Origin of the sequence: Paenibacillus sp. FSL H7-0703, assembly GCF_038003485.1 — a bacterium.
In the GTDB taxonomy this organism is placed as follows: Bacteria; Bacillota; Bacilli; order Paenibacillales; family Paenibacillaceae; genus Paenibacillus; species Paenibacillus polymyxa_B.
The window spans coordinates 30,961-57,507 of the sequence record NZ_JBBOPF010000002.1 but is presented as its reverse complement, the minus strand read 5'-3'; the positions used below and the strand labels follow the sequence as shown (position 1 = coordinate 57,507).

The following is a 26,547-nucleotide window of genomic DNA, read 5'->3' as shown; positions in this document are numbered from 1 at the left end:
ATGTAAACTAGACAACAGATGAATGAGTGATTAGAGGTGGGAACGATATGGACAAGCAAACGAAGACAAGAGTAGCTATTGCAGGACTGGGTGGTATTGCTCGAAAAGTATACTTACCGTTACTGGCAGCACACCAAGGTGTAGATATTGTAGGTGTCATGAACCGTTCACAGGAGCCGGTGAGTTCCATTATGGAGCAATATAGGTTGCCAAGAGGAACGACAGATGTGAAGGAGCTGCTAGCATGGGAACCGGAAGCTGTATTTATACATGCCGCGACCGAAGCTCATTTTGATCTGGTTATGGCGTGTATTGAAAAAGGGATTGCCGTGTATGTGGATAAACCGTTGTCCTATGATGTTCGTCAGAATCTGGAAATGACCGCTTTTGCGGAAGCGCAGGCCGTGCTGCTGGCGGTGGGCTTTAATCGACGTTTTGCCCCGCATTATGTAGCTGCTAAAGCATGGTTAGAGGAAGCAGGTGGATTTAGTCAATGTGCGGCCATTAAACACCGTACTGGATATGACCGAAGACCGGCGGCACAGACGGTTTATGATGATTTAATTCACATGCTTGATTTGCTTTTGTGGCTGGGTGGCGATGATTATGAGCTGCTGCATAGTAGTCTGAATACGACGAGTGAAGGATATATGGATGCTGCGTTCGGGACCGTACGTTTGGGGAATGCTACCGGAAGCTATAGTATGAGTAGACAGGCAGGAGCTGACATAGAGAAGCTGGAGCTTCACGGGGCAGGACGGTCTGTTGAAGTAACAAATATGGAACAGGCTGTTTTTATGCAAAAAAATCATTCACCACTAACGCAAGCTTTTGGAAGCTGGGATACGATTTTGGAAAGACGGGGATTCACCGGAGTCGTAAATCATTTTCTGGAGCATATTCATCGTCCAGAGGAGTGTGCTGTACGGGCTGGAAAAGTATTGGATAGCCATATGCTGGCTGACGAGCTGATCAGCCGTTTGAGTAATTAATATGGAACATCCGAACGTGATCTTAACAGTCCAGACAGACATCAAGAATTAGGTTGAAGGAGAAATGAATGAATGGAAGAAGATAACCGTGGTAAGCAGCTAGAAGAAGCCATCATTGAAAATTATAAGCAAGAAGAAGATATGATGATCCTTGTGTTTGCGCAATGGTGTATCAATCACGGGTTGGAGCCAGAGGAACTATATAGTGAAGCGTATCCGCATCAGGATAGCAATGAGCGTCTGCTACGAGTACGCAAGTTGACTGTATCGCGTGAAGAAGCGGGTGATATTCCGCTGGATACGGTATTAGGGGTACTGTCCATGTTCGGAAATGAGGACTTGGCGATGGTCGTATCTGAGGCGGCTGCGGACCTTCCGTCTGAACGGAAATAGGGCTAGCCAGAATAGAGAATATACTGTTATCATTTATGGCATCATGGACTCAACTATATTTACTTAAGACATTGTTGATGGGGAGGGTAAGCTTACGATGGAAGGTATACCTGTGCCAAGTACCTGTAAAGGCTGTGAAAGAGATATCTCGATATCGGAAGAGCAAATTACCAGAATTCTAACCAACATGAGACCCAAAATGGAATGTGTAAATGATGAAGTGTACGAAGCCAGACTGTTGGCCTGCTCACAATGTGAAGAGTTAATGTCCGGGCATACATGTGGTATCAGCGGAAGTATTGTTCGTGTACGTGCTTTGGCGGCAGCTCAAAATTGTCCAAGTTACCATGGTTCACGCTGGATAGGAACAGCCTAAAAGATATAATGCTCAGGCTCAGCTGAACCTGGATTACGGGTTAAAATAGTCATACCTTGGTCTGCCTTAATGGCAGACTTTTTGGTTTGATTGGACCTTTTCTTAACGATTGACAAAAAGTAGACAATAAAATATATTAAACACGTGAAATGTTTTTGTTTAATTATTAATATTTATATTAATGTTTGCTGGGTGTGATGGTGCGTAAAAATTAAGATCGAAAGAAGATCGATGGTATGAGTGATATTTAGACTAAAATGAAAGCGCAAACATTTGTGCGGGTGTTCCAACAATCTTAATATTTTTGGGGAGGGTTTGTTGTGAAGGGTTCTATTGTTGTTAATACCGATTGGAAACAAGGCATTATTAATAAAAATATTTATGGACAATTTGCTGAGCATCTTGGACGTTGCATTTATGAAGGCATATGGGTTGGAGAGGACTCACCGATTCCAAACACAGACGGAATTCGAAATGATGTGGTGGAAGCTCTGAAAAAGCTGAATATTCCTGTGCTGCGCTGGCCGGGAGGCTGTTTTGCCGATGAATACCATTGGAAAGATGGTATCGGACCAAAAGAAAACCGTAAGAGAATGGTAAATACGCATTGGGGCGGTGTGGTTGAAAATAATCATTTTGGCACACATGAGTTTTTTCAATTGTGCGAACTGTTAGATGCAGAGCCTTATATTTGTGGAAATGTCGGCAGTGGTACAGTTCAGGAAATGTCGGAATGGGTAGAGTACATGACCTTCGATGGAGAGTCGCCTATGGCTGCATGGCGTCAGGAAAACGGTCGTGAGAAACCATGGAAGCTCAAATATTTTGGAGTGGGTAACGAAAACTGGGGTTGTGGCGGTAACATGCGCCCAGAATATTATGCCGACCTGTATCGCCGCTATCAGACATATGTCCGTAACTATGGCGAGAACCGCATTTATCGGATTGCAGGTGGGGCGAATGTGGATGATTATCGTTGGACCGAAGTGTTGATGCGTGAAGCTGGGCATCTTATGGACGGTTTGAGCCTGCATAACTATACGATCCCGGGAAACTGGGAAGGGAAACGGCACGCACTCGGCTTTGATGAAGCGGAATGGTTCGAGACGATGAAAAAATCATTGCATATGGATGAATTGATTACTCGTCATTCTGCCATTATGGACCGATATGATCCTGACAAAAGGGTCGGACTGATCGTCGATGAATGGGGAACCTGGTTCCTTACTGAGCCGGGGACCAATCCCGGCTTCCTGTATCAGCAAAACACGATGCGCGATGCGCTGGTAGCTGGGCTGCACCTACACATTTTCCATAATCACCATGACCGAGTACAGATGACGAATATCGCTCAAATGGTCAATGTTTTACAGGCGATGATTCTGACCGAAGGCCCTGCTATGCTGTTGACGCCGACATACCATATATTTGAAATGTTTAAGGTGCATCAGGATGCACAAGCACTGGCTGTTCATGTAAAGGTGGGCGATTATGAATATGATGGGGATTCCATCCCACAAGTAAGCGTGTCCGCCTCCAAGGCGCAGGATGACAATATTCATATTAGCTTTTGCAACGTCCATCCGGGCGAGTCGGCAAACTTAAATTTGGAGCTAAGAGGACTGGAAGAGGTTAAAAAGATCAGCGGTGTTGTCCTTGCCAGCGACGATATGCAGGCACATAATACGTTTGATCAGCCAGAGCGTTTGAAAAAGGAAGCTTTCACATCCTATCAGCTGCAAGGTCAGCATTTGGATGTTACACTGCCACCAATGTCGGTAGTAATGCTGACAATTGCTCCGTAAAAAAACTGGGTCGTGGTATGTAAGCAGTATTCACTATTATTGGTTATGGACAAAGAGAGCGTTCAGGTGAACGCTCTCTTTGTCCTACAATTGCTCACGGTGAATCACCCTGAATTCCTTGGGCGACATACCGAAGCGGGAACGAAATACACGGTGAAAATACGTGTAATTTGCAAATCCTGACGATTCGGCGGCTTGTTCCAGTGACATGGGACTGAAAATGATTCGTTCTCTCGCCATGTTGAGCCTGATGTCCAGCGTGTACTGCATAATGCTCGTATCGAATGTTTCCTTAAACAGATGTACTGCTCGGGATACGCTGATACCGACGTGTGAAGACACGTCATCCAGTTTGAAGTTAGAGGATGCGTTTTCTTCAATATAATTTTTAATCTGATACGCAAGATAGTTATGATGAGTAGCGATAGGATGATCGGATAGCATACGGTCAAACTCCAAACATAAAATGCGTATGTAATAACTTGATATTTCCGGGTAAGGATTAGAAATACGTCGTTGCTCCATCACAAGCTGACGAAATAGGCCAAGCAGGGCTTCTGTGAGCTGAACCTTAATTCTGTTGGGTCGTTTATGATGGTTCCACCACTCATCTACCCAGGAACCACCGAAAAAAATGTGATAATCTCCACTTTCCACGACCTGCTCTCCCATGGGATTCAACTCACTATGAATATCCAGTTCATAAGGCTCGGTAGGATTGAATAGCAGTAGGTCACCCGCCTCAATACGTGTCATTTCCCCGTTAATGCGGGCCTGGCAGCGTCCATCTGTTTGCAAACGGAATAAATAATTTTTGATCCCATCAGGCTGGTTCGAATAAAAGGGCTTTCGATGGAAGGAATAGCCTGCGGTAAGAACCTGACAAGGCTCGATGATAGACATGACGATGACTCCTTTGGGCATATGGCTGTTTCAAATATTGACCAGATTGTTCATGTTTTAATCATATTATTCATTTTAAACGAAACAGAAATAGAATACTATGTGAACTGTAAAGCTTACATGTTAGATGAGAAAGTACATGTTGGAGGCTAAGGAGTGTGACGACGTGGAACGAATGAAGGCCGGGATTATCGGATGCGGTACTATTAGCTCGGTATATCTTGAAAATCTCCAAAAGAGCCCACTTATTGAAGTGGTGGCCGTCGCTGATTTACTAGATGAGAGGGCCAAGGAGAGGGCCGATGAATTCAACATTGAAAACGTATACAAGGTGGATGAATTGCTTCGTCAGCCTGAGATTGAGCTTGTATTTAATCTGACCGTGCCTGGCAGCCATGCACGGTCAGATGTGGCGATACTAGAGGCAGGCAAGCATGTGTACAGTGAAAAGCCTTTGGCGCATTGAAATTCACGGACCATCGTGTCAATACTGAGCTGGCCTACCATGTGTTAGAAGCCATGCATGCTTTTCGGTGCTCATCTTGGAAGGGAAGCACATGACGATGAAAGCACGTTCAAACCGGACGAGGATTTGTATTATGGAACAGATATAATGGAAAACTCATCCTAATTAAAGAGGTGAAGGGGAATGGCTAAAGTAGGATTGCAATTGTACACAGTAAGGGAAGAGCTTGAACAGGATTTTGAAGGTACATTGCGCAAGGTAGCTGAGCTTGGCTATAAAGGGGTAGAATTTCATACCTTTTTCGGACGCAATGCCAAGGATGTCAGAGCGCTTTTGGATGAGCTGAATCTGGAAGTTGTCGGAACTCATATACAATATTCTCGTTTGCTGGATCATTTGGATGAGGAGATTGCATACCACAAAGAATTGGGAAATAAATACCTAATCGTTCCTTATTTAACCGAAGAACAGCGACAGTGGGATGAACTTTTTGCTAATTTGGATCGTATTGGTGAAAAAGTGAAAGAACAGGGCTTGGTACTGGCTTATCATAATCATGATTTTGAATTGACAGAAAAAATCAATGATCGCCCGGTATTCGATGCTTTATATGATGCGGTTTCCGATGATTTGTTACAGGTCGAAATGGATACTTGTTGGGTATACTATGGGGGCTATGATCCAGTGGAATACATCGGACGTTATAATGGACGCCTGCCTATCATTCACTTAAAGGATATGGCACGTGACGAGCAACAAAAAGCAGTGACTGTAGAGCTTGGCAAAGGCGAAGTGCAGCTTCAGGCCATTACAGACGCCGCTATTCAGGCAGGTGTGGATTGGATCGTCGTAGAACAGGATTTCTGCTCAAACCCTCCAATCGAAAGCATTGAAACCAGCATTAAATGGCTCCAACAATACGCAGCTCAGGGAGGAAATATTCATGTCTAAAACACTCAAAATCGGGATTATTGGTTGTGGAGGGATTGCCAACGGCAAACACTTGCCGAGTCTTGCCAAGCAGAAGCGTGCAGAAATCGTTGCATTCTGTGACATCATTCAGGAGCGCGCTGAAGAGGCAGCAGAAAAGTTTGGAGTTGAAGGCTCGCAAGTTTATAGCGATTACCGTAAGCTGTTAGAAAATAAAGACATTGAAGTCGTACATGTATGTACACCCAACGACTCGCACTCGGAAATTACCGTAGCGGCGCTTGAGGCAGGTAAGCATGTGCTGTGTGAAAAACCGATGGCTAAAACTGCAGAGCAGGCACGGGAAATGCTCGATGCGGCCAACCGTACAGGTAAGAAGCTGTCTATTGCGTATCAAAACCGTTATCGTGATGATAGTTTGTATCTGAAGCACTTGGTCGAACAAGGAGAGCTTGGAGACATTTATCTGGGCAAAGCCATTGCTCTACGCCGTCGCGCAGTTCCGACCTGGGGAGTATTCTTGGATGAAGAGAAGCAGGGCGGTGGTCCCCTTATTGATATTGGCACGCATGCACTCGACCTGACACTCTGGCTGATGGATAATTACAAGCCTAAAAGCGTACTAGGTTCAACCTTCCATAAGCTAGGGGATCGTAAAGATGCAGCAAATGCCTTTGGACCTTGGAATCCTGAGGAATTTAAGGTAGAGGACTCAGCTTTTGGTTTTATTACGATGCAAAATGGAGCTACTATTGTACTAGAGTCCAGCTGGGCATTGAACGTTGTAGAGTTTGGCGAAGCGAAGACGCTGTTATGCGGTACCGAAGGCGGAGCCGATATGCAGGATGGATTGCGCATTAACGGGGAAAAGAACAGCCGCTTGTTTGATACGAAAATAGATCTGGATGCAGGCGGTGTTGCCTTTTACTCTGGAGAAACGGAAAATGAAGCAGACCGCGAAGCCCGTCTATGGATCGAATCTATTCTGGACGACAAAGAACCTCTTGTGAAGCCGGAACAGGCACTGGTTGTTACTGAAATTTTGGAAGCTATCTATGAATCGGCTCGTACGGGGAAAGCTGTCTATTTTGACTAAGCCCGTAATCCCGAATAGACCATCATTATAATGAAAGCAGCTTTTTTCACATATGATACAGGGAGGGATTTCTTTTGAAACTTGGAGTATTTATGGTGTTGTTTGGCGGACGTTCGCTGGAGGAGGCGCTGGATTATGTGGCTTCTCAAGGATTGGATGCTGTAGAAATCGGTACAGGTGGCAACCCTGGAGATAAGCATTGTAAGCCGGATGAGTTGCTGGAGAATGATACAGCGCTCAAAAATTTCAAAAAGGCAGTAGAGTCCCGCGGACTAACGATTAGTGCGCTTAGCTGTCACGGCAATCCTCTCCATCCGCAAAAGCATTTGGCCCAGGCTGATCATGATACGTTTCTTAAAACCGTTCGATTGGCAGAAAAGCTGGAAGTTCCAGTTGTGAACACTTTCTCTGGCTGTCCGGGTGATCACGAGGATGCGAAATATCCAAACTGGCCTGTGGCTCCGTGGCCTAATGATTTTCAGGAAGTGTTGAAGTGGCAATGGGAGAATAAAATTATTCCTTACTGGACCGAGACGGGGAAATTTGCAGCAGATCATCATGTTAAAATTGGGCTGGAGCTACACGGGGGCTTCTCCGTTCATACACCAGCGACCTTGCTGCGTTTGCGTGAAGTTGCGGGAGAGGTCATTGGTGCTAATCTGGATCCGAGCCATATGTGGTGGCAGGGAATTGACCCAGTGCAGGCGGTTCAAATTTTGGGCCGAGAGGGAGCCATTCACCATTTTCATGCCAAGGATACGACGATTGATCCGATCAATGTAAATAAATATGGACTTACCGATATGCAGGAATATACGAAAATGCTAGATCGTGCTTGGCAGTTCCGAACTGTGGGCTATGGGCATGATGTAAAAACCTGGGCAGATATTATCAGTGCCCTGCGTCTGGTGGGATACGATTATGTAGTGAGTATTGAGCATGAAGATGGTCTGATGTCCGTGGAGGAAGGCTTTACTAAGGCCGTCCACAATCTTCGCCAGGTACTGATTGAAGAACCGCTGAGCGAGATGTGGTGGGTCTAACCTAATAGGGGGAAATGTTGATGATTAACGTCACCATTTGGAATGAATTTTTGAACGAAAAGTTGAATGATGAAGCCAAACAGATATATCCTGATGGGATACACAAAGCGTTGGCTGACGGCCTGGCAGGAGAGGGATTTGCCATTCGAACAGCTACTCTGCGTGATGATGCCGAGCATGGTTTGGGAGAAGATATTCTGAATTCCACAGATGTGCTGCTGTGGTGGGGGCATAAAGCCCACGATCAGGTGAGCGATGAAGTTACGGCGCGTGTTGTCAAGCGAGTGCAGGAAGGAATGGGGTTGATCGTGCTGCACTCAGGCCATTTTTCCAAGCCATTCAAAGCCCTAATGGGCACGAGCTGTGACCTGAAATGGAGGGTAGCAGGTGAACAGGAGATTATTTGGTCGGTGAATCCGTCACATCCCATTGCAGAAGGCATAGATGCCAAAATTTTGTTAAAGCAGGAAGAGATGTATGGCGAGTTCTTTGATATTCCTACGCCGGATGAACTGGTATTTGTTAGTAACTTTGAAGGCGGCGAAGTATTTAGAACCGGATGTACCTTCCGCCGAGGTAGCGGTAAGATATTCTATTTCCGCCCAGGTCATGAGACCTATCCGACTTATTACCAGCCTGATATTTTGAAAGTTATCGCCAACAGCATTCGTTGGACTTCTCCGACAAGTATTAACAAACCAATATATGGTAGGAGTGAACCTGTAAGACCTCTCGGTGGAGTGTTGGTATAATGACAATCATCACATATGGATGAGCTGTATAATGAACAGACTGATAGGCGGAACCTCTTGGGATTCCGCCTTTTTGTATTTAACGATTTAGACATATACCTGCTGTGTTGGTTTGTTGTATAATCAGTTTTGGTCATGGCAACTTTATCGGCGCAGGTATTTAATTTAAGAAGAAAGTGTTTTCTTTCGGGATAAAGTATGCTAAAATGATATATACTAACAAAAGGAAAGCTTTATCAAACCGAAATGCAAAAGAAGGTGAAAAATTTGGAGAGTCAACCGCAATGTGCAAAAATGTGTCCGCGTTTTGAAACCGCCTTTTCATGTTTGGGCAAGCGTTGGAATGGATTAATTATTCAATCCATGATGAGCGGTCCTAAGCGGTTTAAGGATATTTCCAATCTGATTCCCACAATGAGTGACAAAATGTTATCAGAGCGGATGAAAGATTTGGAAAATGAAGGAATTCTTACACGTCATGTATATCCGGAAACTCCTGTCCGCATTGAATACGAGCTAACAACCAAAGGCCGTGCACTTCAGCCGGTTATGGAACAGATTCAATTTTGGGCTGAGGAATGGATTAGATGAGCACCAAACTAAATAAGCGTTTCTCATAGCAAAACAGCCTTTTCCTAGGAAAAAGGCTGTTTTTTTATTTTGTGTATAGGACTACTTATCCATATCACAGAAATGATGTGCATAGGTAGCACGGCTAATAGCCTTTGACGCGCCCTGCAACTGAGAATAATGCTGCTGTTGTACGGCGGGGCACACGGGTTTGAATATCCAGCGCGGCCGAACGGAATGTACCCAGACAGGAATGGCAAAGTCTTCCTGCATAAATAGGGGAACGGCAGGACTCACAAGGATAATCGAGCTGACTGTATGTGGAGGGAAACTTGCCTGCTCTTACCCAGTCTGTGAGTAATTCTATAGGTGTGCCGGTTACATCACTGAGCTGGCGGGTATGAGTAGAAGGATGCTTCCATAGATAGTTAGAACAGCGGTCTAAGAATATATTTTCTTCCTGAATACAAGTACTACACAGGTTTCTAAGGTTCTGACGAAAAACGGAACCACATTTTGGGCAATTAGAATTATGCATCTCCATAGAAACCAGTCCTTTGTATCGAAGTATAGTGAAATTTTGAAATTTATTAGTTACATATTACTATGACCTTATACCTATATCAATCTTTATTTATGGAATCACTGATCTAAGTGTATGTTGGAGTCTGTGTTGACATAACTCTGTTACTTATGTACTATTACTTACATAAAGTTACTTAATGAATAAAATAAATTATTGATGACAAGGGGATATTTATATGATGCCATCTTTATTTTTGGCCCACGGCTCACCGATGCTTGCTATTGAACAGACAGACTATACTTCATTTTTAGAGCAACTGGGGAAAAGCATTCGTCCTAAAGCGGTTGTTATCTTTACTGCTCATTGGGAAGCGCAAACGTTAACGATCAGTTCGATGGATGACGTGTACGATACCATTTATGATTTTGGTGGTTTCCCACCGGAACTGTACGCGGTGAAATATCCAGCACATGGTTCTGTCGAACTGGCCAATAAGTTGGAAAAATTATATGAACAAAAGGGTATTGACGTACAAACTGATCGGGTGAGGGGACTGGATCATGGATCCTGGACATTGTTGCATCGTATGTATCCTGAGGCAGACATTCCGATAGTTCAGATCTCTGTAAATCCATATCTCTCGCCCAAAGCACAATATGTCATTGGTGAAGTGCTACGTGGACTGGGAGAACAGGATATTCTGGTCATTGGCAGTGGAGTGACTGTTCATAATCTGCGTATCGTCAAATGGGGGGAAACGAAAACAGAACCTTGGGCTATAGATTTTGATAATTGGATTATTGAAAAAGTGCAAAGTAGAGATATAGAGGCTTTGGATCACTATGAAAGTGAAGCACCGTATGCTCGTCAGGCCGTACCAAGAGCAGAGCACTTTGTACCGTTGTTTATTGCGATGGGGAGTGGAAATCCTGCAAACAAAGCCAAGGTCATCCATAGAAGCTATGAGATGGGGAATTTAAGTTATCTATGCTTACAGTTTTAGAAAGTTTGTTGCCAGAAGAAGGACTATTGTTAAAATGCTTCGCTACTGCTCCTGTATAAGTAGGGGAGTGGAAATAAATTAGGGAGTGTTATAAGCTATAATGGCTTATAACACTCCCTTTTACATAAAAAACAATTTATTATATCCGGCAAATCTCACGAGGGCACAATTCACAATGACATACGCCTTGCAGCATTTCCAAATCCTTGACAACAATCATGCCATTATCGTATTCTACTGCATTTTTCTTACGTAGATCACTAAGCATCCGGTTTACGCTTTCCCGGGTCGCACCGATCATATTAGATAAGTCAGTATGAGTAATTTTCTTATGAATCAGGATATGTTCGCCGTGAGGCTCACCATAGGTATTGCATAGACGGATGAGTGTCGAACATAAAGCGCCTGGCTTGCCGTACATCATCAAATCGCGGAACTTAGTCTGAGTAATGCGGTGATGCGAACCCATCCATTTCATAAAATCAATCGCAAAATCACAATGTTGGCAAATAAGCAGCTCCAGATCTGTATGATCGATTACGCCAATATCACTGTCTTCCAGAACCTCAGCAGAAAAGGAATGCTTGGTGCCGAAAAATGGATCAGCTTGACCAACAAGATCGCCGCTTTGATACATATATAGAATAAGTTCCTTACCCTCATCCGTTGTTTTGGTTACTTTCACGCGTCCGCGCTTAATATAAAACAGCTTATCCGCTGTATCTCCTTCCCAGAACAGATGCGAGCTTTCTGGCATAACTCGATCTTTCATCATCACTTGCAATCGGTTGAAGCTGGCCTCCGAGAAGCAACAGGTGTTGCCGCGGGCTTCCATTACATTTGTAGGGTTTCTCATCGTCCATTTCCCCTTTGTATCCTATGTTTTTTATCTGCAACTTGATCAATTCAAATTCATTATATACCTGTGCAATGAGTTTTTGGGGCAAGAAGAGGGGGTAAAAGTGGCAGAATTCCAAACTTTGTGATTTAATTCACTTCATAAAATAAAATTTTAAATAGATTGTGAAAAAAATCACAATATATCTTGAAAAGCTGTGTTACGATCAGTGCGTGAACAAGAGATAGTACACGAGATAACAGGAGGATGAGGGAAATGGCTGTTAAAAACGAGGTTATCCAAAAAGAGCAAAGCGCAGAGCAGTATATTCAAACGCTGATTGACCGGGGAAACCGGGCACAGCAAGCTTTCATGAGTATGAATCAGGAACAGATTGACGAAATCGTACAAGCTATGGCACTTGCAGGGATGGATAAACACATGTACCTGGCGAAGATGGCTGTTGAAGAAACAGGACGCGGTGTGTACGAGGACAAAATCACCAAAAACATGTTTGCAACAGAATATGTCTATCATAGTATCAAAAATGAAAAAACCGTCGGTGTCATTGAGGACAATGATTTTGAGAGTTTTCAAAAGATAGCAGAGCCAGTCGGAATTATCATGGGGATCACTCCAGTGACAAACCCGACTTCGACTACGATGTTCAAAGCGTTGATTGCCATTAAAACACGTAACCCAATCATTTTCGGTTTCCATCCATCTGCTCAATCGTGTAGTGCGGAAGCAGCCCGCGTCTTGCTCGAAGCAGCTGTTAAACATGGTGCTCCAGCTGATTGTATTCAATGGATTGAAGCACCTTCGATGGATAAGACCAATGTACTGATGAACCACCCTGATGTGGCGCTGATTCTGGCAACTGGTGGATCAGGCATGGTTAAGGCGGCATATAGCTGCGGTAAACCTGCTCTGGGTGTAGGCCCAGGTAACGTGCCTTGCTTTATTGAAAAAACAGCAGACATCAAGCAGGCTGTGAACGATCTCATCCTCTCTAAATCTTTCGACAACGGTATGATTTGTGCTTCCGAGCAAGCGGTTATTATCGAAGAGCCAATCTTCGAACAAGTGAAAAAATTGATGATCGCTAACGGCTGCTATTTTGTAAATAAAGAAGAAGCAGCTAAGCTCACTCAAGGAGCTATGAATGTCGAGAAATGTGCAGTGAACCCAGCTATCGTCGGGCAGTCTGCTGTGAAAATTGCTGAAATGAGTGGTATCACAGTACCAGCAGGAACTAAAATTTTGGTCGCTGAGATTGAAGGGGTAGGAACAAAATTCCCATTGTCTGCGGAAAAATTGAGTCCTGTATTGGCTTGCTATAAAGTAAAAAATGCAGAACAAGGTATTCAACGCGCTGCTGAAGTCGTGGAATTCGGGGGCATGGGCCACTCGTCCGCTATTCATTCGAACGATGAGGACGTTATCGCTCGCTTCGCAAACCGTCTGCAAACAGGACGTATCATTGTAAATGCACCTTCCACACATGGTGCGATTGGCGACATTTACAACACCAACCTTCCTTCGTTGACACTCGGTTGCGGTTCGTACGGTCGTAACTCGACTTCGTCGAACGTATCGGCAGTCAATTTGATTAATGTGAAAAGGGTGGCGAAACGGACGGTGAATATGCAATGGTTCAAAGTACCTTCCAAAATCTATTTTGAGAAAAATTCGACACAGTATCTTGCTAAAATGCCTGATATCACACGTGTAGCCATTATCACGGACCCTATGATGGTACAACTGGGATATGTAGATCGTGTTATTCATTATCTGCATCAACGCCAAACACCAGTAGCTATCGAAGTGTTCTCTGAAGTAGAGCCAGATCCATCGACAGTTACGGTAGAACGTGGTACTGAAATGATGAGACGTTTCCAACCGGATTGCATCATCGCACTGGGCGGCGGTTCGCCAATGGATGCGGCTAAAGGCATGTGGATGTTCTATGAATATCCAGATACTGATTTCAATAACTTAAAACAAAAATTCATGGATATCCGTAAACGGATTTACAAGTACCCACGTTTGGGTCAAAAAGCACAATTTGTAGCTATCCCTACAACCTCGGGTACAGGGTCCGAAGTTACATCGTTCGCAGTAATTACGGACAAAAACCTGGGCAACACGAAGTACCCGCTGGCTGACTATGAGTTGACTCCTGATGTGGCAATTATTGACCCAGTGTTTGTATATTCGCTGCCTAAAACAGCTGTAGCGGACACAGGTATGGACGTTCTGACACATGCTATCGAGGCTTACGTGTCCGTAATGGCTAATGACTACACAGACGGTCTGGCGATTAAAGCCATTCAATTGGTATTCCAATACCTGGAACAATCGGCTCTGACCGGTGATAAGCTGGCTCGTGAAAAAATGCATAATGCTTCCACACTTGCTGGTATGGCGTTTGCTAATGCATTCTTGGGCATTAACCACAGTCTTGCACATAAATGGGGTGGACAATACCACACAGCGCATGGCCGCACGAATGCCATTTTGATGCCGCACGTCATTCGCTATAATGCGAAAAAACCGACAAAATTTGCTTCGTTCCCTAAATATTCGCACTTTGTTGCGGATGAGCGTTATGCAGAAATTGCGCGCATACTGGGACTGCCTGCACGTACCACCGAAGAAGGGGTTAACAGCTTGATCGAAGCGATCCGTAAGATGAACAAAACACTTGGTATCGAGGAATCGTTCCAACAAATCGGTTTCGATGCGAAGGATTTCGAATCACGTGTAGACTATCTGGCTGACCGCGCTTTTGAAGATCAATGTACAACTGCGAATCCGAAGTTGCCGCTGGTTACTGAGTTGGCTGATGTCTATCGCAATGCCTTCTACGGACGTTTTGACCAATAATATAATAGGTACGAAGAGGCTTGTGAAAAAGCATTTTCTCGTTCAATACCGATGCAGGCTCTCTATATAGAGGGCCTGTTGGTTTGGGAAGGGAGGTGAACGGCAAGGCTAAGGATATAGGCGTGAAGCTAGGGAAAATAAAGTGATAAAAATCACTCATATTGTGATTTTTATCACATACTACACTCTATCATTATTCTACAATAAGGGTGTAAGAAAGGTCCCGACACTGAGCGTAAGGCATCGGTGAACAGGCCGGGCTCAAGAAATAGCTTTATCGTGAAAAAAATCACAAGTCCGGAAGACCAAACAATTTGGAGGGATTTACATGTCGGTGATTGAGAGAGAATTACAAGAGCAACAATCTGGCTGGAGAGGTTTTAAAAAAGGCAAATGGACTAAAGAAGTTAACGTCAACGATTTTATTGAAACTAATATCTTACCTTATGTTGGCAATGAAGAATTTTTGGTTGGTCCTACCGCCAACACAACTGCATTGTGGGATATTGTATCCGATCTTACCAAAAAAGAGTTGGCAAACGGCGGCGTGCTTGATGTAGACGTGAATACGCCATCCACTATTATTTCACATAAACCGGGTTATCTAGACCGGGATAAAGAGCAAATTGTCGGTGTACAAACAGATGCTCCATTCAAACGCTCTTTGCAGCCGTTTGGTGGAATTCGGATGATGATCGACGCTTGTAAAGCCTATGGGTTTGAAGTACCAGAAAGTATCATTGATATTTTCACTCATATTCGTAAAACTCACAACCAAGGTGTATTTGATGCTTATACAGATGAAATGAGAGCAGCCCGTAAAGCTGGTATCATTACTGGTCTGCCTGATGCATACGGTCGTGGTCGTATTATCGGTGACTATCGTCGTGTAGCTTTGTATGGTGCAGACTTCTTGATCCAAGATAAAAAGCTGCAACTGAAAAGCCTTGAAGTTGATTCCATGGAAGAAGACGTAATTCGTCTGCGTGAGGAAATTTCCGAACAAATTCGTGCTTTGAATGAACTGAAACAAATGGCTGCTGAGCACGGTTTTGATATTTCAAAACCTGCTAACAATGCGAAAGAAGCTTTCCAATGGGTATATTTTGGATATCTTGCAGCAATCAAAGAACAAAATGGTGCAGCAATGTCCTTAGGACGTGTATCTTCCTTCCTTGATATTTACTCTCAACGTGATATGGAAGAGGGTACAATGACAGAAGAACAAGCTCAAGAACTGGTCGATCATTTTGTTATGAAATTGCGTATTGTTAAGTTCTTGCGCACACCTGACTATAATGAACTATTCAGTGGAGATCCAACTTGGGTTACTGAGTCCATTGGTGGTATGTCCGTAACTGGAGAAACACGGGTAACTAAAAACAGCTTCCGTTTCCTGCACACCCTCTACAATCTGGGACCTGCACCGGAGCCGAACCTGACTGTACTGTGGTCGGAAAAATTGCCTGAAGGCTTCAAAAAATATTGTGCGAAAGTTTCTATTGAAACTAGCTCCATTCAGTACGAAAATGACGATCTGATGCGTCCAATTTATGGAGACGATTATGGTATTGCTTGTTGTGTATCGGCAATGAAAATCGGTAAGCAAATGCAATTCTTTGGTGCTCGTGCCAACTTGGCTAAAGCTCTGCTGTATGCAATTAACGGTGGTAAAGATGAAAAATCTGGCGTTCAAGTAGGGCCTGAATTCCCAGCCATTACAGGTGAAGTTCTGGATTATGAAGAAGTGTTGAGCCGCTTCAAACCTATGATGGAATGGTTGGCAAAACTGTACATGAACACTTTGAATGTTATTCACTACATGCATGATAAATATAGCTACGAACGCATTGAAATGGCGTTGCATGATCGTGATATTCTCCGTACCATGGCTTGTGGTATTGCGGGTCTGTCAGTTGCTACCGACTCCTTGAGTGCCATTAAATTTGCAAAAGTTAAACCAATCCGTAACGAAAAAGGGATTGCCGTTGACTTTGAAATCGAAGGCGAATATCCTTGCTATGGTAACAACGATGACCGTGTAGATAACATCGCTGTGGAACTGGTAGAAAGCTTCATGAGCATGATTCGCAAGCATAAAGCTTATCGTAATGCGGTTCCTACTCAATCTGTACTGACTATTACTTCCAACGTGGTGTACGGTAAGAAAACAGGTACAACACCAGATGGACGTAAAGCAGGCGAACCGTTTGCACCAGGGGCAAACCCAATGCACGGCCGTGATAAAAAAGGTGCTTTGGCATCTCTGAGTTCCGTAGCCAAATTGCCTTATGAACACAGTCTGGATGGTATCTCGAACACCTTCTCCATCGTGCCTAAAGCACTGGGTAAAGAAGAAGAAACACGCAAAACAAACCTTGTTTCGATGATGGATGGCTACTTTGGAAGCCACGCACATCATCTGAATGTCAATGTGTTTGCTCGCGAACAACTGTTGGATGCAATGGAGCACCCAGAAAACTATCCACAGCTTACGATTCGTGTTTCCGGCTATGCCGTTAACTTTATCAAGCTGACTCGTGAACAACAATTGGATGTTATTAACCGTACTTTCCACGGTACAATGTAAATAAGTATTACAATGACGCACGCATAGCGGATGCGGGAAGGATGATGCAACATGTTGAAAGGTCACATACACTCATTGGAAACCTTCGGGACCGTCGATGGTCCCGGCATCCGCTTCGTGCTCTTTATGCAAGGATGCTTGTTGAAATGTCAATATTGCCATAACCCGGACACTTGGGCCTTGAATGAAGGTAATCCGATGACGTTGGAGGAGGTATTGGCTGAGATTGAGCCGTATTTAGCCTATTACCGTTCTTCAGGAGGCGGATTGACCGTATCCGGTGGAGAACCGACGCTGCAAGCTCATTTTGTCGCAGAGCTGTTCAAAGAAGTGAAACGTCGGTGGAATTTGCACACGACACTGGACAGTAACGGATTTAATGACGCGGGCCGTATCCATGAACTGCTGGACGTAACAGACTTGGTGCTACTGGATATTAAGCATATTGACAATGACAAGCATATTAAGCTTACAGGCAAGTCTAACGACCGTATGCTAAGTACGGCTCGCTGGTTGTCTGAGCAAGGGCGCAAAATGTGGATTAGACACGTATTTGTACCGGGTATTCATGATGACGAGCAAGATTTATTGAATTTGGGACGGTTTATCGGAACGTTGAACGGAGTCGAGAAATTCGAAATTTTACCTTACCATCAAATGGGTGTTTACAAATGGGAAATGCTTGGTAAGGAGTATCCGTTAGAGGGAGTTCCATCTCCTACAGATGAAGAAGTTCAACGTGCATACCGACTCATTGAAGAGGGGCGTCTGGAGACTGCAGGAAAGAATGCTGTCTGTCGTCCATCATAATGTAAATGGCTCAAAGCTATTTCCTAGTAATGAAGCCGCCGCCACATCAGGTCAGATGGGCGGCGGTTTTTTGTTGTTGAATTTTTTGCAGTCACAGGAGAAAGTTCCCTTTTTTTCATGATCAGCAAAATTTCCAGAAACTTTTTAACAACTGACGCGTCTAATAGTATGACTTTTTACGGGAATGATAATAATTTGGTGATAGAAGGAGACAGACAATGAATTTCAAGAAATGGACCATGCTCACCGCCCTTGCGGTAGCTCAGGTGGCCGCAGTAGCCCCTGTAGGAGCAGAAGCAGCATCAACAACCGTTCAATCCACCGATTCGGTTAGCGCACAGCAGGCTCAGGCCAATGTTGCTGATTCAGGCGTTCAGAATAGCATCGGAGATCAAGATGGAACTAGCACACAAACTGACACGGTGACACCTAATAACACAGGCGTATCCAATGATCCATTGACTGGCCTGCCTACGGATACAACCAACGGATCGAACGTATCCAATGATGTATACGGTGGAGACGGAACGATCACCAATCCTGGTGGAGCTCCAACATCCATGGGTGCTAATCAATTGATTTTGTACTTAAACAGCGCGAAAATGGAACAAAACGGACAGGTGTACACAGCAACTCAGCCGATGACCGTGAAGGACGGAGTTTCCTATGTAGCTATCCGTTCACTTGTCAGCCGTGTCGGATTGCAGTTTAGTTATGACACTGCCACCAAAGAAACCGTAATCACACAAGGAATAAATGTCATGCGCTTCAAAACAGACAGCAAGGTTTATACGGTTAACGGTGAAGCCAGACAAATGAAGGGACCTGCTTTTCAGCAAAAGAACGTATTTATGGTGCCATTGACCTCGATTACACAGGCCTTAAATATTCCTTATACTGTGAATAATACGACTAAACAAGTTATCATGGATTTGAATCAGAAACCTAAAGCTTCCTTCACGGTTCAACAAAAAGATATCTATGCGGGCGAAACCCAAGTTACGTATTTGACGAAGGAATCTTCTCCTACAGGTCTTCCGATTGTGAACCAACGTTGGGAAGGTAAGCAGGACATATTTCAGGAGCCGGGTACATATGTAGTTACCTATTCTGTTCTTGACTCTGCTGGGAACTGGAGTGATCCTTACTCAGTTACAATTACAGTAAGGCCACCAAATCAGCCGCCAGTGGCTCTGTTTACAACTGATAAAAAAGAGTACAAAATGGGTGAGAAAATCACCATTACCGACCTGAGTACAGATGATGAGAATGCTATCACTAAGCGTGATTGGGAGAATAAGAAACTTGCCTTCTTCCAACCAGGTGATGTAACAATCACACTCACCGTGACTGATAAGCACGGCGTAACAGGTACCAAAAGTGAAACAATTAAAATTACGAATGAATTGCTGTACAACGAAGATGATTTCAATAAAATCTTCACACCATATGGTGATAAATATACAGTAGACGGCAGTCAGGTGCCTACCATGGCTACCATTCCTTTGACTAGTACATCTTCTCCGCGTCTTTTGATCCGTGCTAACAGCCCGGAACGTGTATTTCAGGATGGAATTGTGTATCAGGAAACCGGATCAGGCAGCACGCGCATACTCGTCCATCATGTGAATGAAACGGGTCGAGATGTGAAAATGTACGTGATTGCGACCAACAACAATATTACTGCTACCAACCTGAATGTCGAAAATTCCGGTTTTGCTGGACCATCTGAATTTGCAACGGCAGCGGGTAAAGTTTCAATTCAAAAATATTTTCAATCTATGATAGATGGAAGCAAACGTTCTAGTACGGTTCTGAATCCGGGTGAAAGCCGTATTATTTTGCAGGATTTGAACGAGAAAAAAATGAAGCAAAAGCAGGTCATTTCTCTATTGTCCGATCTATACACGGATCAACCAATCCAATATACGGTTATTATGGTGGATGCGAATGCAGATCCTATGACCGTACTGCCTACTCTGGCAAAACTTCCGAAAGACGGAATTCACAACCGTGGAACGTACGCTAATGCTGATATCTCGCTCAATTATACCGAAGAGGTTGGTAAAACAGCTCAACGTATCGTTCTTGGTGATAATAAGGTAGATCCGAACCTGATTGGTACGGACGGTCTGGACGGCTCTTCTGCTTCCAATGCCGGTAATTTTGGTGTTGTATATAAAGTTAAATTGGATCATGTAGCGCCGTATTCACTGATTACGTTCAACCCGCGTGGAGGCGAATATTCCGGCTATGCGATGGTAAACAATCAGGTTGTGGGTATCCCGACGAACGGCGCAGTATGGGCTCCAAATGAGATGAGTGTGCTGTATCGCACAGGGCATATCGAGGAAAGTGTAGAGATGTATTTCACTGCTGCTGCAGGAAGTAACTTGCCGGTTTCCGTAGTAGTTATGCCTTTGCCAGCTATTAAAAATTAATATGAAATAACCGGTGCTGTTTACCGGCTTAGACCTTGGGTCTCGTCATTCACCGTTTAAAAGTCGATGTCACTTGCAGAATATAGGCGTTCTCCTGCTGCGAATTTAATCGTAGCGCCGGAGAGCGTCTTTTTCTTATGTCTAGATCCGAATATCTCTTATAATATTGACTTTAATCGTGGTATAATAAATAGATGCAAGCCTAAGCCTGCATCAGAAAACCTGAAACTACAGACAGGGGAGGGTGAAACGCATGCTGACAAAGGATGAGATTATTGCAACAATGTCCGCTCAGGGTCTGCGTATTACAGATCAGCGCAAGACGTTGGCCACGTTATTTTCCGAGAATGAAGGGTATCTGTCCCCCAAAGACGTTTATGAATATATGGGTAAGAAGTACAGTGGACTTAGCTTTGATACGGTTTATCGTAATCTGCGTGTAATGCAGGAATTGGGTGTGTTGGAACAGGTATCTTTTGAGGATGGAATGAAGTTTAAGGTGAGCTGTAATGAGCATCATCACCATCACCATATGATTTGCTTGAGCTGTCAGAAAACATTACCGATTTCTTTTTGCCCAATGCAAATGACAGATACAACGGATCAATTCCAAATCGTCGAGCACAAGTTTGAAATTTTTGGTTATTGCAAAGATTGTCAACAGAAGAATGGGCATACTGATAGTAATTCGGATGGGGGATTCAGACAGACGAGCAGTCACACTCACAGCCACGGGGGCTACTGAAATGAAAATCACCACACGCAGAGTGGCACAGGCTCCGATTAAGTTTTATCGTTCCTATATCTCACCGTTAAAGCCGGCTACCTGCCGATTCTATCCAACGTGTTCGGCGTACGCGTTGGAGGCGGTAGAGGTGCATGGTGCACTCAAAGGTTCATGGCTTGCTGCTAAGCGTATAGCCAAGTGCCATCCCTTTCATCCGGGCGGCGTAGATTTGGTCCCTCCTGCAAAAAAGGGAACAGATAGGTCTAGCGAAGATCGTTTGGCTACCCACTCCAAGAAGGGTCTGACTTGACAGCGCTATGCGGATTTGGTTATATTTTGGTTAATATTGTTTTCCTGCGAAGGGATGAGTAGGGTAAACCGTCCAGTACAGAGAGCCGGGGTTAGCTGCAAACCGGTCTGGAGCGAAGCCTGAATATGGTCCTGGAGGAACCTTTTTCGAGCGTATTTGCCACAGTTATTAGTGCTTAGGAGGCAAGCGTAAGGGGGAGGCGTGTTCCAGCGTTAATGGGCGGTCAGATGTGACCGGTGAAGCCTGTAGTCTGCGAGGATACAGGAAAATTGGGTGGTAACGCGTGAGGTGACTCTCGTCCCATAGGGGCGGGGGTCTTTTTTGTGCCCAATTTGTGCCAAATTCATGAATTGGAGTACCATCATGTCAGCAGATCTTATCGAGCTGCCGTGAACAAAACAGGAGGCAACACACATGTCCAATGAGAACACATTTTACATTACGACACCGATCTATTATCCGAGCGACAAGCTACATATAGGTCATGCTTACACGACGGTTGCGGGAGATGCAATGGCCCGTTACAAGCGGCTACGTGGTTATGAAGTGCGCTATTTGACAGGAACGGATGAGCATGGTCAGAAGATTGAGCAGAAAGCGAGTGCAGCAGGCAAAACGCCGCAACGTTTCGTAGATGATATTGTGGCAGGTATTCAAGAACTGTGGCGGAAGCTCGACATTTCCAATGACGATTTTATCCGTACTACGGAGGAACGTCATAAGGCTGTCGTACAGGAAATTTTTGATCGTTTGCTGAAGCAAGGCGATATTTACAAGGGAGAATACGAAGGCTGGTACAGCATCCCTGACGAGACGTATTACACAGAAACTCAGCTGGTTGACGTGGTGAAGGACGCCGAAGGCAATGTGGCTGGAGGAAAAAGCCCGGATAGTGGACACCCTGTAGAACTGGTCAAGGAAGAGTGTTACTTTTTCCGTATGAGCAAGTATGCTGATCGGTTGCTGCAATTTTATGAAGAGAACCCACAGTTTATCCAGCCGGAATCACGTAAAAAAGAGATGATCAATAACTTCATCAAGCCGGGTCTGGAGGATTTGGCAGTATCACGTACTACCTTCGATTGGGGCATTAAGGTGAAGGGGGATCCGAAGCATGTCGTGTATGTTTGGATTGACGCACTTTCCAACTACATCACAGCCTTGGGTTATGGCTCTTCCAATACCGAGTTGTATGATAAATTCTGGCCTGCAAATGTGCATATCGTAGGTAAAGAGATTGTAAGGTTCCACACGATATATTGGCCGATCATGCTGATGGCGCTGGATCTTCCGTTGCCTAAAAAAGTATTTGCACATGGTTGGCTGCTCATGAAAGACGGTAAAATGTCGAAATCTAAAGGCAATGTTGTAGACCCGGTGACGTTGATTGACCGTTATGGTCTGGACCAACTTCGTTACTACTTACTGCGCGAGGTGCCTTTTGGGGCAGACGGAACATTTACACCAGAAAGTTTTGTAGATCGAGTTAATTCGGATTTGGCAAATGATCTGGGCAACTTGTTGAATCGTACCGTGGCGATGGTAGATAAATATTTTGATGGCAAGGTTCCGGCTTATGAAGCGAATGTAACAGCATTCGACGGAGCTTTGGAAGACATGGCAACATCGACTTATAGCAAAGTAGAAGAAGCCATGGAAAACATGGAGTTTTCCGTGGCATTAACGGCGATTAGCCAATTTATTAGCCGTAGCAACAAGTATATTGACGAGACGCAACCATGGAATTTGGCTAAGGATGAGGCAAAACGTCGCGAATTGTCATCTGTTATGTTGCATTTGGTAGAAAGCTTGCGCATCGCTTCCATCTTACTCCAGCCATTCTTAACCCGTGCTCCTCATAAAATTTGGGAACAGCTCGGTATTAGCCAAGGTGAGCTGACTACATGGGATAGCGGCAAGCAGTTTGGTCGTATTCCGGAAGGAACGCAGCTGGTCAAAGGTAATCCGATCTTCCCACGTCTGGATTCAGAGCAAGAGGTTGCTTTTATCGTGGAAGCAATGACTGGGGGGAAGAAACCGGAAGAAGCTACAGCACAAGTTCAACCGCAAAATGCATCTGAGGCGAGCCAGGAAGCCCCGGAGGCAAAGGAAGAGATTGGCATTGAGGATTTTGCCAAGGTAGAACTGCGCGTTGCTCAGGTCGTCGCCTGCGAGCCAGTGAAGAAGGCCGATAAACTGTTGAAGCTCCAACTTGATCTTGGTTATGAGCAGCGGCAGGTAGTATCAGGGATTGCGAAGTTTTATACACCTGAAGATATCATTGGACGCAAGGTGATCTGTGTGACCAATCTTAAGCCAGTAAAACTTCGGGGAGAGCTGTCGCAAGGTATGATTTTGGCAGCATCACATGGAGATCAGCTTACGCTGGCCACCGTACCGGAAGGTATGCCGAATGGTGCAGTTGTAAAGTAGTACGCTATGTAAAAATAAAAGAACGTAATGAGCGTATGTCCGGGAATCATTCTTCCTGGGCATGCGCTTTTTGGCTTGCATCATATTTTGCTCCCGCTACACGTATGTTTTAGTAGGCAGGGCTTGTTTGTTCGTGTTCACTTAAGACAGGTGGGAGGGAATATGATGACAAATATCAACGCCGGGTTGGCGATCGTAGCCGGACTGGTTTCTTTTTTTTCACCGTGTTGTTTACCGCTGTATCCATCTTATTTATCGTATATGACAGGGATGTCTGCACGTGAACTGGCTGAAGGGCGGCACAAGGCCGAGGTTCGTTATCGTACGATGGGACATACACTTGCTTTTGTATTGGGCTTTTCGGTCGTTTTCTATTCACTGGGTGCAAGTGTCGGGTTGCTTGGAGAATGGTTTGCTAATTATGGGGATACGCTAAGAGTGGTAGCAGGGTTACTTATTTTACTAATGGGACTGGTATCTCTTGGTGTGGTGCGTCCTTTGATTCTAATGAGGGAGCATAAGCTTCGCTGGACATGGAAGCCTGCCGGGTACGCCGGTTCCTTTGTGATCGGAATTGGGTTTGCGGCAGGCTGGTCGCCCTGTATCGGTCCCATGCTAACAGCTATTATCGCTTTGGCGGCAGTAGAGCATCACATTTGGTTCAAGCTGATTACAGGCTATGCGCTTGGCTTTGCGATTCCATTTTTTGTATTAGCTTTGCTGGCAGGCTCTGTTCGACTATCCTCTCGCTATACCTCCATCCTAATCAAAACAGGTGGCATACTACTTGTTATCACTGGCATTTTACTGGTAACGGATCATATGACTGACGTAACGCTATTTTTACAACGGATTACCCCAGATTGGATGCTAGTTATGTGAAATATTCAATACGACTTAAAGGGAAATGTTCAAAAATGCGCTCTGTGATAAACTCTCGTAGTGCATTTTGCTGTTCATCGGGATAAACATATTTGTTTTGTCCCCAGCGGCCCCATTTTTTCTTGCGTTTCTCTATGTCCATTTCCAGCTTGGTTTTCGGATAACGTTTCTCGATGACAGCTTTGGATGTTTTGGTGAAGCGATGCTGAATTAATTCGAACGTCAAATTTTTTGTAGCATGCTGGGGCAAGGTTTCTCCCAATTTACGCAGCAACTCGCCGTAGCCTTCTTCCCAGCCGTCATACCAGATGATGGGTGCAATGATGAACCCCAATGGATAACCGGCTCGTGCGATTTTGCCCGCGGCTTCAATACGTTCCTCGAAGCGTGAAGTTGCAGGTTCAAACTGTTTAATTACATAATCGGAATTAATGCTAAAGCGGATGCGAGTATGACCATTATGTTTAATATCCAGCAATGGATCAACATGATGATATTTAGTAACAAAACGCAGACGACCAAATTCCTCATCTGCCATGAAACGAATCAAGTCTCCAAGCGTTCCGGTGATATGCTCCAAACCAACCGGATCGGAGGTACAAGCTGCTTCAAAACGGGTAATTTCAGGCGCACGCTCCTCGATATAAGCTTTAGCTGCTGATAAGATATCGTCAGTGTTGACATATACACGAATATACGGTTTTGCTCCCAAGGTTGTTTGTAAATAACAGTAGTGACAGTGCCCCATGCAACCAGTCGAAATGGGGATAGCGTATTCGGCAGAGGGTTTGGATTGGTCAAAAGTCAACGTTTTACGGATACCGACTACCAAAGTTTTTTTTGCCATTCGGTACTTTTCAACTTCAGTTTCACCTGGTAAATTGGTAATTCGGTTGTGAGAGGTAGTCATCCGATACGGAATATCCTTGGCTTTAACCCAATCCATAATACGCTGGCCCTTGGGATAATTCAGTGCGTCTGGCTCAAAAAACACCAGGTCAGGCAAAAATGGCTTGGTTCCTCTGGTTTGGACAGGAGTACGCTCAAGCGTAGACATGGCTAACGCTCCTTTCGAAATAAATCCACAGTGCTCTGGTGTCCAACTTTAACATTTTGCCGCAGAAATAAACCGATACAGAACGACGATATTAGTATGCCCGGCTTAAATTGAACAAATCGTGGCAATAGCTGTGAGTGAAGGGATGAGACTTGCCAATGGGCAATGATAACATGTATCATTACATAGTAGGTTTAACGCAGGAAATGAAGGCGGTAAGCGCCCGTTCAATAACAGAAAAGAGGGAAACAAGTGCCAACGCCAAGCATGGAAGATTATTTGGAACGCATTTACCAACTGATTGATGAGAAGGGCTATGCTCGTGTCTCGGATATCGCAGAGGGGTTAGAGGTGCATCCTTCGTCTGTCACCAAAATGATTCAGAAGTTGGATAAGGACGATTATCTTGTATATGAGAAGTATCGGGGACTGATTTTGACACCGAAAGGGAAAAAGGTCGGCAAACGGTTGGTTGATCGCCATCAGTTATTAGAGCAATTTCTGGATATGATTGGGGTTGACAAGGACCTGATATATAAAGATGTGGAAGGTATTGAGCATCATCTGAGCTGGGATTCCATCACCCGTATCGAAACATTGGTCGAATATTTTCGCCGGGATGAAGATCGCTTGCGCCAGCTTCATGACATACACAAGGAATTGAGTGGAGATTCCTAAAAGCATCTGTCCTTACGGACGATGCTTTTTTATTTGT

General features: G+C 44.5%; 22 protein-coding genes and 1 pseudogene. 20 read left to right on the top strand and 3 right to left on the bottom strand.

The genetic code is table 11. The features are described 5' to 3' along the window. Nucleotides 1-47 precede the first annotated feature (47 nt). The 4 genes from MHB46_RS24665 (at nucleotide 48) to MHB46_RS24650 (ending at nucleotide 3,566) form a co-directional block, all read left to right on the top strand. Nucleotides 48-992, top strand: coding sequence for a Gfo/Idh/MocA family protein (locus MHB46_RS24665; protein WP_254349976.1), 945 nt, complete (start codon nucleotides 48-50; stop codon nucleotides 990-992). 72 nt (nucleotides 993-1,064) lie between these two features. Continuing rightward, the gene (locus MHB46_RS24660; RefSeq protein WP_341163817.1) at nucleotides 1,065-1,385 is read left to right on the top strand and encodes a hypothetical protein; all 321 of its coding nucleotides are present in this window, start codon (nucleotides 1,065-1,067) and stop codon (nucleotides 1,383-1,385) included. A 97-nt stretch (nucleotides 1,386-1,482) separates the two neighbouring features. Next, the gene (locus MHB46_RS24655; RefSeq protein ID WP_254349974.1) at nucleotides 1,483-1,761 is read left to right on the top strand and encodes a hypothetical protein; all 279 of its coding nucleotides are present in this window, start codon (nucleotides 1,483-1,485) and stop codon (nucleotides 1,759-1,761) included. 320 nt (nucleotides 1,762-2,081) lie between these two features. After that, nucleotides 2,082-3,566, top strand: a complete 1,485-nt coding sequence (locus MHB46_RS24650) for an alpha-N-arabinofuranosidase (protein ID WP_341163816.1) — start codon at nucleotides 2,082-2,084, stop codon at nucleotides 3,564-3,566. Nucleotides 3,567-3,650: 84 nt separating this feature from the next. Here the strand turns inward: MHB46_RS24650 and MHB46_RS24645 are convergent, their stop codons facing one another. Then, on the bottom strand, nucleotides 3,651-4,469 hold the full coding sequence (locus MHB46_RS24645) for an AraC family transcriptional regulator (protein ID WP_341163815.1): 819 nt from the start codon (nucleotides 4,467-4,469) through the stop codon (nucleotides 3,651-3,653). Nucleotides 4,470-4,635: 166 nt separating this feature from the next. On the opposite strand from MHB46_RS24645, the pseudogene MHB46_RS24640 reads away from it, so the two are divergent. From MHB46_RS24640 to MHB46_RS24610, 7 genes and pseudogenes are all read left to right on the top strand, one after another. After that, nucleotides 4,636-4,929: pseudogene (locus MHB46_RS24640) on the top strand (Gfo/Idh/MocA family protein); the annotation flags it as partial. Nucleotides 4,930-5,118: 189 nt separating this feature from the next. Next, nucleotides 5,119-5,886: a sugar phosphate isomerase/epimerase family protein gene (locus MHB46_RS24635; protein WP_341163814.1), complete on the top strand. Its 768-nt coding sequence runs from the start codon at nucleotides 5,119-5,121 to the stop codon at nucleotides 5,884-5,886. Further along, nucleotides 5,879-6,961, top strand: a complete 1,083-nt coding sequence (locus MHB46_RS24630; RefSeq protein ID WP_341163813.1) for a Gfo/Idh/MocA family protein — start codon at nucleotides 5,879-5,881, stop codon at nucleotides 6,959-6,961. The genes MHB46_RS24635 and MHB46_RS24630 overlap by 8 nt, the downstream gene beginning before the upstream one ends. 74 nt (nucleotides 6,962-7,035) lie before the next feature. Next, entirely contained in the window at nucleotides 7,036-8,004 is a 969-nt protein-coding gene (locus MHB46_RS24625) for a sugar phosphate isomerase/epimerase family protein (protein ID WP_341163812.1), read from the top strand. 20 nt (nucleotides 8,005-8,024) lie between these two features. Then, nucleotides 8,025-8,756, top strand: coding sequence for a ThuA domain-containing protein (locus MHB46_RS24620; RefSeq protein ID WP_322171439.1), 732 nt, complete (start codon nucleotides 8,025-8,027; stop codon nucleotides 8,754-8,756). Nucleotides 8,757-9,002: 246 nt separating this feature from the next. After that, nucleotides 9,003-9,347, top strand: a complete 345-nt coding sequence (locus MHB46_RS24615) for a winged helix-turn-helix transcriptional regulator (protein ID WP_071641521.1) — start codon at nucleotides 9,003-9,005, stop codon at nucleotides 9,345-9,347. Nucleotides 9,348-10,087: 740 nt separating this feature from the next. Then, nucleotides 10,088-10,855: a DODA-type extradiol aromatic ring-opening family dioxygenase gene (locus MHB46_RS24610; RefSeq protein ID WP_341163811.1), complete on the top strand. Its 768-nt coding sequence runs from the start codon at nucleotides 10,088-10,090 to the stop codon at nucleotides 10,853-10,855. Between the two features lie 139 nt (nucleotides 10,856-10,994). Here MHB46_RS24610 and MHB46_RS24605 read toward each other — a convergent pair whose 3' ends face one another. After that, nucleotides 10,995-11,711: a Crp/Fnr family transcriptional regulator gene (locus tag MHB46_RS24605; protein ID WP_013310849.1), complete on the bottom strand. Its 717-nt coding sequence runs from the start codon at nucleotides 11,709-11,711 to the stop codon at nucleotides 10,995-10,997. Nucleotides 11,712-11,969: 258 nt separating this feature from the next. Between MHB46_RS24605 and adhE the strand changes: the two genes are divergently transcribed. From adhE to MHB46_RS24565, 8 genes are all read left to right on the top strand, one after another. Further along, a complete protein-coding gene (gene adhE / locus MHB46_RS24600; protein WP_341163810.1) occupies nucleotides 11,970-14,582 on the top strand; it encodes a bifunctional acetaldehyde-CoA/alcohol dehydrogenase in 2,613 nt (870 codons plus the stop codon). A 328-nt stretch (nucleotides 14,583-14,910) separates the two neighbouring features. Beyond that, nucleotides 14,911-17,172 (top strand): formate C-acetyltransferase, encoded by a 2,262-nt coding sequence (pflB, locus tag MHB46_RS24595; protein WP_103048672.1) that lies wholly within the window; start codon nucleotides 14,911-14,913, stop codon nucleotides 17,170-17,172. 51 nt (nucleotides 17,173-17,223) lie between these two features. Beyond that, the gene (gene pflA / locus MHB46_RS24590; RefSeq protein WP_013310845.1) at nucleotides 17,224-17,982 is read left to right on the top strand and encodes a pyruvate formate-lyase-activating protein; all 759 of its coding nucleotides are present in this window, start codon (nucleotides 17,224-17,226) and stop codon (nucleotides 17,980-17,982) included. A gap of 218 nt (nucleotides 17,983-18,200) precedes the next feature. Next, nucleotides 18,201-20,423 (top strand): copper amine oxidase N-terminal domain-containing protein, encoded by a 2,223-nt coding sequence (locus MHB46_RS24585; protein WP_341163809.1) that lies wholly within the window; start codon nucleotides 18,201-18,203, stop codon nucleotides 20,421-20,423. A gap of 253 nt (nucleotides 20,424-20,676) precedes the next feature. After that, nucleotides 20,677-21,168 (top strand): Fur family transcriptional regulator, encoded by a 492-nt coding sequence (locus MHB46_RS24580; protein ID WP_013310843.1) that lies wholly within the window; start codon nucleotides 20,677-20,679, stop codon nucleotides 21,166-21,168. Between the two features lies 1 nt (nucleotide 21,169). Next, on the top strand, nucleotides 21,170-21,460 hold the full coding sequence (yidD, locus tag MHB46_RS24575) for a membrane protein insertion efficiency factor YidD (RefSeq protein ID WP_341163808.1): 291 nt from the start codon (nucleotides 21,170-21,172) through the stop codon (nucleotides 21,458-21,460). Between the two features lie 414 nt (nucleotides 21,461-21,874). Next, a complete protein-coding gene (metG, locus tag MHB46_RS24570; protein WP_013310841.1) occupies nucleotides 21,875-23,893 on the top strand; it encodes a methionine--tRNA ligase in 2,019 nt (672 codons plus the stop codon). Nucleotides 23,894-24,058: 165 nt separating this feature from the next. Next, entirely contained in the window at nucleotides 24,059-24,775 is a 717-nt protein-coding gene (locus MHB46_RS24565; protein ID WP_250262059.1) for a cytochrome c biogenesis CcdA family protein, read from the top strand. Here MHB46_RS24565 and splB read toward each other — a convergent pair. After that, nucleotides 24,768-25,832, bottom strand: a complete 1,065-nt coding sequence (gene splB / locus MHB46_RS24560) for a spore photoproduct lyase (RefSeq protein WP_341163807.1) — start codon at nucleotides 25,830-25,832, stop codon at nucleotides 24,768-24,770. The genes MHB46_RS24565 and splB overlap by 8 nt on opposite strands. 252 nt (nucleotides 25,833-26,084) lie before the next feature. Between splB and mntR the strand changes: the two genes are divergently transcribed. Then, complete coding sequence (gene mntR, locus MHB46_RS24555) at nucleotides 26,085-26,510, top strand: transcriptional regulator MntR (protein WP_007430946.1); 426 nt, start codon at nucleotides 26,085-26,087, stop codon at nucleotides 26,508-26,510. Nucleotides 26,511-26,547: the final 37 nt, after the last annotated feature.